Raw genomic sequence first — 11,909 nt, 5'->3', positions numbered from 1 at the left:
CTACTACCACAAAAGTAACTTGTTTTTTTCGTTTATCTTACAGGAAAACATTTTTATGATCCCATGATTTGTATGGGGCAATATTGTAAATTTGGGACACTCCTTACACTTATCAAATAATTTGAATCCGGATATATTCCATGTTAACTTATCCCATGTGGCTGCCATGGCAACCCTGTTTTCGGGTTTTACGCTTGCATTGCTTTTAGCTTTCGCAAAAAGACAAGGCCAAAGAGCTAATCTGTTTTTAAGTGTCGCTTTAACTGTAATTGTACTGAAGACTGGCGGGCTTTCGCCGTTTTTTTTACCGGCGCTGGGACCGTTGTTGTATCTTTATGTACGGCAACTAACATCTCCCAACCTGAAATTTAACCGAAATGATCTCCTTCATTTTTGCCCCATGTTGGTTACATATTGGATACCGGGATGGCTGGTGCTAATATCTGTTGTTATTTATTTATACATGTCGCACCGGTTGATCCAGCAATTTTATAAACGCTTGCAGCCAACACTAATGGATAGATCGCGGCTTACCTTCCGCCCATTGGAAAAAACCATTTACTTGCTCGGGTTGCTTTGCGTGTTATGGCTGTTTAACGACGCTTTGAGTTTTATCGTTGCTTTTGTACTCATTGGTGTGGCGGCCGAAGTGATGCTAAAATTAGATGATGGCACAGAAATGGCCATGCCGCTAACCGATAGATATATCGCAAGGGAAAAAAGCCGCAGACTAAAGGAAGCTGTAGCCTCAAACCGTTTTTACGAGGATGCCGAATTAACGTTAACCACCCTGGCCATAAAGTTGAATATCCATCCGCACGATTTATCACGGATCATTAATGTGGGAATGGGCAAGAACTTCAACGACTTTATTAATGAGTTCAGGGTTCGTGAAACTGCCCGGAAGATGAGGGACCCCGCACACGCCCATCTCACGTTACTGGGAATAGCCTACGAGTCGGGGTTTAACTCCCAGAGAACCTTCAACCGCGTTTTCAAAGAGATGACCGGCAAAACCCCGGCGGAATATAAAAATAGCCTAAAAAAAGAGTTGCCAAATGATAAGTTGGCCATTCTCTCACACTTACAGCCGGTAATATTGCGTTCAGGAAGCCCACCCAATTGGGCTTCTGTAATATTAAACCGCAATTATATGTTTAAAAACTATTTAAAAATAGCGCTTCGCACGCTGGCCAAGCAAAAGACATTATCGTTCATTAACATATTTGGCTTGTCTGTTGGAATAGCCTGTTTCAACCTATTCATGCTTTATGCTATCAATGAATTTAGTTTTGATGGGTTTCACAAAAATGCTGCTAACACTTACCTTGTTTTAGACAAAAATGGGAAAGAAAACGTAAAGGCACTTGCAGGAGTCATTTATACTCCTATGCCCCTGGGGCCTGCCATGAAACAGGAACTGCCGGGAGTAGAGAATTATGTCCGTTATATTCAGCCTTATGAAACATTTATAAAAATAAAAAATGACGCGAGACGGGAGAATATTGCTTATGCCGATTCCTCGTTCTTCAATGTGTTTTCGTTTAAATTTAAATACGGGAATGCCAAATCGGCTATCAGTGGTTTGCACAGCATGGTTTTAACCGAAGAAACCGCTAATAGGTTATTTGGTAAAACAAATGCCATTGGTCAATCATTCCAGGTAAAGATTGGCGATGTGTTTGAAACTTTTACAGTTACGGCTATAGCAGCAAATCCGCCATCTAATTCTTCCTTCCAATACAGCATGCTTGCCAACTTTGATTGTTTTGGTAACACAAAATCAGGGAAAATGGGCGCACATGACTGGTGGATGAATATATTTGTCACCGTGGTTCAGCTAAAGCCCGGAAGCAAACTGGCGAATAACAACAAGTTGCTGGCAAATTTCTGGCACAGGCATTTTCCAGATGCAGGATCAGGCGGGTATAACCTGGTGCCAATCAGGGATGTGCATACAAGCCCGGCGTTGATGGGTATTAAGGTCCCGCCTGTCGATCCAAAATCGATTTGGATATTACTAAGTATCGCTGCCGGTGTATTATTAATCGCCTGTATTAATTTTACAACGCTTTCCATAGGCCGTTCAGCAAACCGCGCAAAAGAGGTAGGCGTCCGCAAAGTTATTGGCGGCACCAAAAAGGCTTTAGTAGTTCAGTTTTTAACAGAATCATTTTTGCTTGCTGTCTTTTCGACGCTGATAGGCCTCGCACTTGTATACCTGCTTTTGCCATACTTCAACCAATTGTCAGGCAGGGAGCTGAGTTTCTCTTTTAAGCAATTTCCACAGTTGACCGGCCTTATTGCCGGCTTAATACTGATTGTTCCCCTGCTCTCAGGATGCTACCCGGCGTTAATATTGTCAGGCTTTAATACGGTGGACGCGTTGAAGGCTAAAATTAAGTTAGGCGGCGCGAATTTTTTCACAAAAGCATTAGTCACTTTTCAGTTTGTACTTTCCGCAGTGCTGATTGTTTCTGCTATAATCATCATGCAGCAGTTACACTACATGGAATCAAGAAATCCTGGTTTTAGTAAAGAGAATGTACTTGTTGTGCAAACATTCGGCGTTCCGGATACTAAACATCTATTCCAGCTTTTTAAACAGGAAGTTTCCGGCCATCCCGGTGTTTCGGTTTTAGCCAGCGCCGACAACGGCCTAGGTGAACATGAGGGGACCGGTTTTACAGATTTTAGTTACCAGGGTAAGTCTATTAATACAAAGCAATTTCACGTCGACGCCAACTACATACCTACATTGGGAATGCAACTGGTTGCAGGAAGAAATTTTAACCCGGCAATTACTTCGGATACTGTGAACGCAGTGATCATTAATGAATCTATGATGAGGGAATTAGGATGGAAGCCTGAAAACAGTACTGGTCGCCAATTGGAAGGCTATGGGAAGCTTGGCTTTAAAAACCCTACGGTGATAGGCGTGGTTCGTGATTTTAATTATGAGCCTCTTACAGATCGTGTAGCACCGGTCTTGTTTCATCAGTTCGCCAGAAACTCTGGAGGTCTTAATTTGTTTTATGTTCGCCTGCAGCCGGGTAATCCGTCGAAGGCTTTGGCAGCAGTACAATCGGCTTGGAAAAAGATTGTACCCGATTACCCTTTAGAATATAATTTTCTTGACGAAGATATAAACCGGTTCTTTAAAGCAGAAACCAGGTTGGGAAATATTATTAGCTGGATTGGTGGAATCGCTATCTTCCTGGGATGCCTGGGCCTGCTGGGGCTTTCAGCGCTTGCAGTTGCCAATCGCACCAAAGAGATCGGCATCCGCAAAGTGCTGGGGGCATCCGTTTCAGTTATCATCGGCCTTATTTCAAAAGATTTTTTAAGGCTTGTTGTATTAGCTTTATTCATTTCAACTCCAATTACGTGGTGCTTAATGAACAAATGGTTGCAGGCCTATGCATACAGGATAACTATTGAATGGTGGTTTTTTGGCATAGGTTGCATGGCAATCATTGTTGTGGCATTGCTTACCGTGTGTTTTCAGGCGATTAAAGCGGCCATAAGTAAACCGGTGAAGAGTTTGAGTACAGAGTGAGGATTCAAGTATTATTTGCCAAAGGGCTGGTGTATGCATGGTATTAGGGCTGTCGTAACAGGTATTGTAAAGTTATTAGCCAGGTAAGGTAGTGGTGTTTAATCATAAAAAAGTTGCCAATAAAATTGACAACTTACCGAGGGGGCGTTTCTTTTATTTATTGTTAAGCAGCTTTATTATAACTCCGGCATTAATAACTCTACCGTCCAACGGCGCATAAATATTTTTGAACACGGGATTAGAAATCGAGCCAGCATAAATCGTTCCCCATTTATTTTGTCGTTGATCAGTAAGATTCTCGGCATTAATGAAAATTACAAAATGCTTCCACATCTTTTGCACAAGCAGTCCGAAAGTCCAATAATCACGCCCTGTTGTGCCACCATCCAATAATTGTGAACCTGTATAAAATCCCTCAACGCCTGCCCGGAAACTGTTTTCCACTTCGTAGGTCAGGTCTGCGTTTAACTGGTGTTTGGGTGTTAATGCCTGAGCACTGCTTAACCCGTTAAAATGGCGTTGTACATTTGTATAGGTATAACCGAGGTAAATCCCTAACTCATCCATCAACAGCTTAACATTGGTTTCGGCCCCTTTGCTGATCAGGTAACCCGGAGCGTTTATAAAGGCATTGTTTTGTAATATCAAAGGGTCATTCACTTTGGTGAGGAAGAATAGGTGATTAACCTGCAAAAAAGCATCGCCTACTGCGCCCTTATAATTTACATCTGCGTTAGCACCGGCCGAACGTTCGGCTTTGGTTGCGCCAATATTTAATGGCTGCAAATACCGGTAGCCCTGTTCTTCGGCATCGTCATTAAAAATATCTGGCATCTTATAGCCCAGACCGCCGCCGACACGGCTACTCCAATGTTTACCGAGCGTGAACAGCGTGTTAACGCGTGGTAAAAGGAATAACCCGTTTGAGCTTGCAGATGACGGCGAGTTTTCGTCAAGCCGAATGCCACTTTCTACAGCTAACCATTTTGTGGGCTTGAAGGTGTTTTGAGCAAAAATTCCGTAAGTGTTGTGGCTATAGCTCAGATCTACACTTCTGTCTCGTTGCGGCAAATGATCTGTCCAAACATCCGCACCGGCTACCCAGCTTGCAATTTTGCCATTACGGACATAGTTAGCTTCGGTATAAGATGATAATTGATCGCCCTTAAATAGAAACTGCGGCTCAGCGATTGTCCTATAAAAATAGCCAACCGTACTTTTAAAGTTCAGTTGGTTGTTAGAGTCAAGCTTATGCGTGTAGGAAAACTGCGTGGAAAGACGGTCGCTTAGGTTACGCTCGAAATATTGGTGCTGATTATCCGCATGGCCGTTGATGACCTGCATATCGCCACCTAAACGATCTTCGTGCATGAAGTTAACACCAAACCAAAGTTGATCGCGGTTGCCTGGCTTTAAGAATACTTTTGGCGCAAGCGTGAAGCGATTGGTTTTAGGCACCGCGGAGAGCCCTGTATTACCCGGATCGTAAGCACCATTATAGTTATAAGAACTAAAAATTGTTGTTCCAATGAGTGTCCATTGCTGGCTGTAAAAACCGCTGGCATCGGTGCCTTTGGCTGAATTCTGGTTAAGCAATAAGGTCAATTCGGGTTTTGCCGCTGGCGTTTTGGTGATCAGGTTAACTAAACCGGCAATAGCCCCACCACCATAAAGTGTCGATGCCGAACCTTTAATAATCTCGGCCTGCTTCAGGTTAAGCGGCGAAACCTGCACCAAGCTTAACCCACCCGAAAAGCCATCGTACATTGGCAATCCATCCTGCAATAGCTGCGTATAACGGCTATCCAGCCCCTGGATGCGGAAACTCGCTGTGCCGCTTACCGCCGAAGCCGCTTGTACGTGTACACCCGTGATTTCCCCCAACAGCATTTTGATATCGCCGGGGCGCATTGTGCTTTTTTCGTCCAGTTCTTCAGCAGGCAATGCTTCGATACGGGTGGGCACATCACTGCGGTTCTGATTGGTGCGGTTGGTTTGCACCACCACCTCCGCCAATTCACCTGCCATCGGCTCCAGGTAAACTTCTATAACGGGCTCAATATTTTTGAGTGGTAACACGAAAGTTTTTTCCTGCGGCAGATAACCCACCATACTGAATTTGATCTCGTATTTTCCGGTGGGCAGGTTGAACTGAATGTGCCCGCTGCTGTCCGCAGCAGCGCCTCTTTTTAATTCGTTGATATAAGCCGTAACACCGGCTATGGACTGTTTGGTCTGGTCATCTTTGACCAGAATAGATAAAGTATGCTGTGCACGTGTGGCCACTGAAGTCAGCAGCACGGCGCATAAAAGTAAATAGCGCATGAAATAGCTTAAAACGTAAGAATTGATGATTAAGAAAATGAAGGTTTTCTTACGCTAAAGGCGGACGAAATAAAGAAGGGTGGTAATAGCTCAAAGCACCGGAGCTATGATGTAACGAAGCTGTGGTAACGGAGCCTAATGATACAGGTTCAGCCAAAAACGGGCTAACCGGTTGAATAATGGCCGCAAAGGATGGCGTGCCCTGGAATTGCAGCGCACCGGGTTTTGATGGCTGGTCATGCTGGTTATGGTTTAACAGATCTTTGCCGTTCAGCAGGTAATCACCGATGAAATCCAGCACGCCTTTTTCATCCGGTGTGACCACCTTTTCATAAGCCTGGTACATGCGCGGCAATTCGTTAAGCAGCGAGAAATCACCCAATGGCAAAGCAATGCTGCCAAAGAGCAAATATCCGATCATCCAAAAAGCCGCGATCCTTTTGAGCATGAGCGTAAATTAACTAATAAATTCTGTAGGAAAACTGAAAAACCGTAAGCCAGCCAACCTGGCTTACGGTTCAATATCATTGACAATACATTGCATTTTCTTATTACCCATACTGCCGCTTTTCTTGCCTAAATTCCCTGACGCTGCTTTAAAGCACTTCGCTAACTCCGAAGCTGGGCCTTTAACCAGGTGATGTAAAAAGATCATGTGCAGCTCATCACCCGACATGTGATACTGTATTGCCACCACCTCAATATTGTTAGCGCGGAGGGTTCGGATCACGCTATTTACTTCCGTTTCCGGCATCGCCACATCACCTGCGATATGTGCCTGCTCCATCGTGCCGGTAAACGCGGCCCAGGTATTTAAGCCGATATTCGGCGTCATTTCTACTCCCATTACCTTACGCTTAGATCGGCGCGCGCCCTGGTTTTAAAATTATGATAGATTATTTTGCTTACTCACGGCAATCAGTCGTGCTTATGCCGACATTCTCTTTATTATATTCATTTGGGTTTCCGATGAGGTGAGCTACGAATGCGGCTATACTCTTGCGGGAAATGGCCCCGCCGGATTCCGGCTCCCCTTTTTTGGTAATTGTAAAATCGATCTCGCTACCGTTCGTAAACCAATCTGGTCGTAAGATCGTATAGTCCAATGTTGACGCTTCTATAATATCGGCAAGTTTTCTGTACGGGACGAGCATTGAACTAAGCGGTACATTGTATATACCGATTGAACTTACAGCGATAATTCGATTGACACCGGTTTCAATCATTGCTTTCACAATATTCTGAGTCATTAACTCAAGGTCACCCGCAAGATTCACATAAACAATATGTTGTCCGGCTATCGCGTCTTTAACCGATGTAAAGTTGGTGGCATCGGCTTCGATAACCCTGTGTTTGTTTCTCGCACCTTGCTGTAACCTGTTTTTGTTACGAACAAAAAGGGTTAGTTCCACGTCGTCTAACTCTTCAATCGCATCTATCACATATGATGCAAGGCTTCCGCTTGCACCGAAAATAATTACATTTTTCATTGATATTGTTTGGCTAATTAGCGCTTTTCAGGCAAACTGCCGGCATGCATAGCCAGCAGTTTCCAGGGATGGCTTTTGCCTGTTCGGGTAAACACTTCGATGTAAGAAAGCTTCAAAACAACCTTGTGGCCGTTGCTGGTTACGGTAAAGGTGCCTTTGCCGAACACTGCTCCGGTATTATCTGTTATCTGCACAACACTTTCGTCTACTATGATAGCATTGTGAACGAAATTTCCGCTTTGCAACCTGGCGATATAAGCTGCCTTCGATTGTGCTTCGCCGCTCGATCCGACAACCTGAAATTTCTTGTGAAATATTTGCTCAAGGGAATCGATTTTTCCGGCTACTTCCCACTCAAAAATGCGATCTGATAAGGAAAGTAAGTTTTTTTCTTGAGCTGTTTGAGCAGAACAATCAAGCGAAACTATAATTAACAGGATTAAAATTAACGGTTTCATAAAATTTAAGGTTCATGTTTATTCAGACATAGACAGCAAACCCGCATCCAGGCGGTCGCCCCGTATATTGATCTTTGACAGCTGTTCGTCGATCTCATTCAAATCTTCGGTAGTAAGTAGCAGGTCAACTGATTTAATATTGTCATCGATATAGGCGACTTTATCCATACCAGGTATCGGAACGATCCAGGACTTCTGCGCCAAAAGCCAGGCTAAAGCGATCTGAACAGGGTTCGAGTTTTTCTTAGCTGCAATATTGCGTAGCATATCTACCACAGGCATATTCGCTTTGATGTTTTCTTGGCTGAAGCGGGGGAAATTGGCCCTAAGATCTGTACTGGCGTCAAATTTTGAACTAGTATCGATAGTGCCGGTAAGAAACCCTGTACCCAATGGTCCCCACGGCACAAAGCCGATGCCCAATTCTTCGCACACAGGCAATACATCTGCTTCCGGTTCTCTCGTCCAGATGGAGTATTGATTTTGAACAGCTGCTACAGGATGTATCGCATGAGCCTTGCGAATGGTATTGGCGCTAACTTCAGAAAGTCCGTAATACCTGATCTTACCTTCCTGTATCAGGTCTTTTAGTGTACCGGCGACTTCTTCAATTGGAACGGAAGGGTCAACGCGATGCTGATAGAACAGGTCAATATAATCTGTTCTTAATCTTTTGAGTGATGCCTCGGCTACCTCGCGGATGTTTTCAGGGCGACTGTCTAATCCGGTGATTTGGTTATTTTCCAGTTTGAAGCCGAACTTTGTGGCAATGGTCACATCTTTACGGAATGGCTCTAAAGCTTCACCCACAAGTGTCTCATTAGTATAAGGCCCATAACCTTCAGCTGTATCAAAGAAAGTGATACCTCGCTCAACAGCAGCACGAATAGTAGCCAGACCATCATTGATATCGGCGGCCGGGCCGGTACCAAAACTTAAATTCATACAGCCCATACCTAACGCAGATACTTCGAGGCCGCTATTTCCTAATTTTCTTTTTACCATAATCTTGTTTTTTGCACTTGCGCGCGTTACAGTTCATATTATTTATTTTCCGGTTGAAGTGGACCGTAGAAGTAGGATGCCGTTGCACCACCGTCTATCAGAAAGTCAGAACCAGTAATAAAAGCGCCAGCATTGGACAATAAAAGTTCCGCAACATTTGCTACTTCGTCCGCAATTCCGGGACGTCCTGCCGGGCTTTTAGCAAACATGTTCCTATAAAAGTCTCCTCTCGGGCCATTGATCTCATCAAGCGCAAGAGGCGTAATGATAATGCCAGGTGATATTGCATTAACTCGAGCACCACGTTCGCCCCATTTTACAGCTTCCGCCATAACTCGCTTGCCGTTAGCACGTTTTGCCATCTGATAGGCGTGAAGCGTGTCTTTGATATTTTCTGGCTTAAGCAATTCAAGTTGCAAAAGTTCTTCTGTAGGTGTTGTTGCAAGCAACCTGTCCTCATCGGCGGTTAACGCGGGCATCCTGTAACCTGACTGGCTGGAGATCACAACGGCCGTACCACCGTGTTTGATCACCTTGCCAAACTCCTCCAATAAAAGTGAGGTTCCGTATAAATCAACCTTTAATATTTGCTCAATGGATGCTTGACTTGGTGAAACTCCTGCCGCGTTGATGAACATAGCAATCTCACCTTCCTTTCGGGCGGCTTTAATCAGTGACTGAACAGATTCCCGTGATGAGATGTCCACTTTAAACGGTACTACGTCAAAACCAGCCTCCGTCAGCGTTTTAGAAATTGCTTGAGCATTCTCTATTTTCCAGTCCGCTACAAAGATCTTATTACCGTAACCCATTCTGCGGGCGATGGCCATACCTAATTGACCGGCCCCGGTCAATACGATTACGTTTTTTGAATTTTTCATATTACCGTCCTTGCCTTGCTGCCAAATGTTGAGGGTAACGGGCACCAATAATTTCGATATTACCAAGTGCAATTTGTATATCATTCAGGTCCTGTTGGCTCAATTTCACACTGGCAGCAGACATATTTTCTTCCAAACGGTTGATCTTTGTGGTACCAGGAATCGGTACAATGTATGGTTTTTGTGAAAGTAGCCAGGCAATCGCTACTTGTGCATTCGTTACACCTTTCTGTTTTGCAATTTCCGCTAAAGCATCTACAATGCCTTGGTTCGCCTGCCGGTTCTCTTCTGAGAAACGGGGTACAACATTGCGGAAATCGGTCTTATCAAAGGTCGTCTTCTCATTAATCGCACCGGTCAAAAACCCTTTACCAAGTGGACTGAAAGGCACAAAACCGATTTTTAATTCTTCCAATAACGGTAAAATCTCTTTTTCAGGCTCACGCCACCAAAGTGAGTATTCGCTTTGCAACGCCGTAACGGGTAGAACGGCATGTGCTTTACGAATACTTTCGACACCGGCCTCAGACATACCGAAATGCTCAACCTTGCCTTCGGCAATCAGGTCTTTAACAGTGCCCGCAACATCTTCCATAGGTACATTCGGGTCAACGCGGTGTTGGTACAACAGATCGATCCGGTCAGTCCGCAGACGTTTCAATGCCGCTTCAGTGTGCGCACGGATATTTTCAGGTCGGCTGTCAAGACCATCACTGGTTTTACCATTCTTAAAGCCAAATTTGGTTGCAATTACCACCTCATTTCGGAAAGGCTCAAGCGCTTCGCCAACGACTTCTTCGTTAAGGTAAGGGCCGTAGGCTTCTGCGGTATCAAAAAAGGTTACGCCAATTTCAAACGCATGACGGATCAAACCGATCGCTTCTGTTCTTTCTGTTGCCGGGCCGTAACCGTAACTTAAACCCATGCAGCCTAAACCGAGTGTGGAAACTTCTAAGTCTTTCCCTAATATTCTTTTGTCCATAATTAAATAATTTTGTTTAAATAGATGATGGTACAAAGGTCAAGCCTATTTTTTAAGCTTAACTTATACAAAACACGGTATTGCTTACCAATTTCACCGATAGGGCACTAACGGTGGTATAAAAAGATTTTCGCTTTTTACATTTGTTCATAGAAAAGAAAAAAGACATGGAAGATATAGTTCGTTTTGAGACAGTTAAGTCCTATAATGACTTCAATAACGAAGAAACGCTGCATCCATTGGTGAGCGTAATCGACTTTTCAAAAGCGTCACCGCGCAATCGCTACAAAATGTACTTTGGGCTCTATGTAGTTATTTTAAAGGATGTCGACTGTGGCGATCTTACTTACGGTAGGGCGAATTATGACTATCAGGAAGGAACACTGGTGTTCTTTTCTCCGGGACAGGTAGCAGGAGTCCGAAAAGAGGAACTGTTTCAACCGAGCGGCCATGCGCTGGTATTCCATCCGGATTTCATTCGCGGCACTTCGCTCGGTCGTCATATCCAGGATTATGGCTTTTTTAGCTATAACGTCAACGAAGCTTTGCATTTGTCACAGCGCGAGCGCCAAATTGTATTAGATAGCTTCAGTAAGATACGCTATGAACTCGAACACCCTATTGATAAGCATAGTAGAAAGTTAGTGATCAGCACCATAGAGTTATTTCTAAACTATTGTGTTCGCTTCTATGACCGCCAGTTTATTACGCGGGAAGATATTCATAAAGGCATTCTGGAAAAATTTGAGACGTTACTCTACAACTATTTCAGGTCAGACAATTTACAGAATACGGGATTGCCGACAGTTGGTTATTGTGCTGATAGCCTCCACCTTTCAAGTAACTATTTTGGAGAGCTCATCAAAAAGGAAACGGGAAAATCCGCGCACGACTTTATACAAGAAAAAGTCATTGACCTTGCAAAAGAAAAAATATTTGATCGAAATAAATCGGTCAGTGAGATCGCTTACGAACTAGGCTTTAGATACCCGCAACATTTTACAAGGTTATTCAAACAGAAGACTGGCACGACACCTTTGGAGTACCGTTCGCAAAACTAAAAGAATTAACACCTTTTATTAATATTCATAAAAACGGTTGTAAGGGGTTGCCAAATAAAAAAGGTGATTAATCGATTGCCCATCTATAAGGGCGCTCTGTAGCTAACACCCGTAGCACTTTTTTGGTTGAAAAAATCCCAGTTTAATT

At 43.9% G+C, this 11,909-nt stretch carries 10 protein-coding genes; 2 read left to right on the top strand and 8 right to left on the bottom strand.

Annotated elements, in window-relative coordinates:
- Positions 1 to 121 precede the first annotated feature (121 nt).
- The gene (locus J3L18_RS09215; protein WP_129570260.1) at positions 122 to 3,559 is read left to right on the top strand and encodes an ABC transporter permease; all 3,438 of its coding nucleotides are present in this window, start codon (positions 122 to 124) and stop codon (positions 3,557 to 3,559) included.
- A 153-nt stretch (positions 3,560 to 3,712) separates the two neighbouring features.
- Here J3L18_RS09215 and J3L18_RS09210 read toward each other — a convergent pair whose 3' ends face one another.
- The 8 genes from J3L18_RS09210 to J3L18_RS09175 all read right to left on the bottom strand — a co-directional run bounded on the left by J3L18_RS09210 (position 3,713) and on the right by J3L18_RS09175 (position 10,700).
- Positions 3,713 to 5,884: a TonB-dependent receptor gene (locus tag J3L18_RS09210; RefSeq protein ID WP_129570259.1), complete on the bottom strand. Its 2,172-nt coding sequence runs from the start codon at positions 5,882 to 5,884 to the stop codon at positions 3,713 to 3,715.
- Between the two features lie 49 nt (positions 5,885 to 5,933).
- On the bottom strand, positions 5,934 to 6,332 hold the full coding sequence (locus J3L18_RS09205) for a hypothetical protein (RefSeq protein WP_129570258.1): 399 nt from the start codon (positions 6,330 to 6,332) through the stop codon (positions 5,934 to 5,936).
- A 63-nt stretch (positions 6,333 to 6,395) separates the two neighbouring features.
- Positions 6,396 to 6,731, bottom strand: a complete 336-nt coding sequence (locus tag J3L18_RS09200; protein ID WP_129570257.1) for a DUF1259 domain-containing protein — start codon at positions 6,729 to 6,731, stop codon at positions 6,396 to 6,398.
- Between the two features lie 58 nt (positions 6,732 to 6,789).
- Positions 6,790 to 7,374: an NAD(P)H-binding protein gene (locus tag J3L18_RS09195; RefSeq protein ID WP_129570256.1), complete on the bottom strand. Its 585-nt coding sequence runs from the start codon at positions 7,372 to 7,374 to the stop codon at positions 6,790 to 6,792.
- A 17-nt stretch (positions 7,375 to 7,391) separates the two neighbouring features.
- Positions 7,392 to 7,832, bottom strand: a complete 441-nt coding sequence (locus J3L18_RS09190; protein WP_129570255.1) for a nuclear transport factor 2 family protein — start codon at positions 7,830 to 7,832, stop codon at positions 7,392 to 7,394.
- Between the two features lie 18 nt (positions 7,833 to 7,850).
- Positions 7,851 to 8,786, bottom strand: a complete 936-nt coding sequence (locus tag J3L18_RS09185; protein ID WP_223266207.1) for an aldo/keto reductase — start codon at positions 8,784 to 8,786, stop codon at positions 7,851 to 7,853.
- 89 nt (positions 8,787 to 8,875) lie between these two features.
- The gene (locus J3L18_RS09180) at positions 8,876 to 9,718 is read right to left on the bottom strand and encodes an SDR family oxidoreductase (RefSeq protein ID WP_129570253.1); all 843 of its coding nucleotides are present in this window, start codon (positions 9,716 to 9,718) and stop codon (positions 8,876 to 8,878) included.
- Between the two features lies 1 nt (position 9,719).
- Positions 9,720 to 10,700 carry an aldo/keto reductase gene (locus J3L18_RS09175; protein ID WP_129570252.1) on the bottom strand — a complete coding sequence of 327 codons (981 nt, stop codon included), beginning with the start codon at positions 10,698 to 10,700 and terminating at the stop codon, positions 9,720 to 9,722.
- A gap of 167 nt (positions 10,701 to 10,867) precedes the next feature.
- On the opposite strand from J3L18_RS09175, the gene J3L18_RS09170 reads away from it, so the two are divergent.
- Positions 10,868 to 11,761, top strand: a complete 894-nt coding sequence (locus tag J3L18_RS09170) for a helix-turn-helix domain-containing protein (RefSeq protein WP_129570251.1) — start codon at positions 10,868 to 10,870, stop codon at positions 11,759 to 11,761.
- Positions 11,762 to 11,909 lie beyond the last annotated feature (148 nt).

The organism is Mucilaginibacter gossypii, from assembly GCF_017569325.2.
GTDB lineage: Bacteria > Bacteroidota > Bacteroidia > Sphingobacteriales > Sphingobacteriaceae > Mucilaginibacter > Mucilaginibacter gossypii.
Note: the sequence above shows the minus strand (reverse complement) of the source record. Positions and strands in the feature narration are given on the sequence as shown.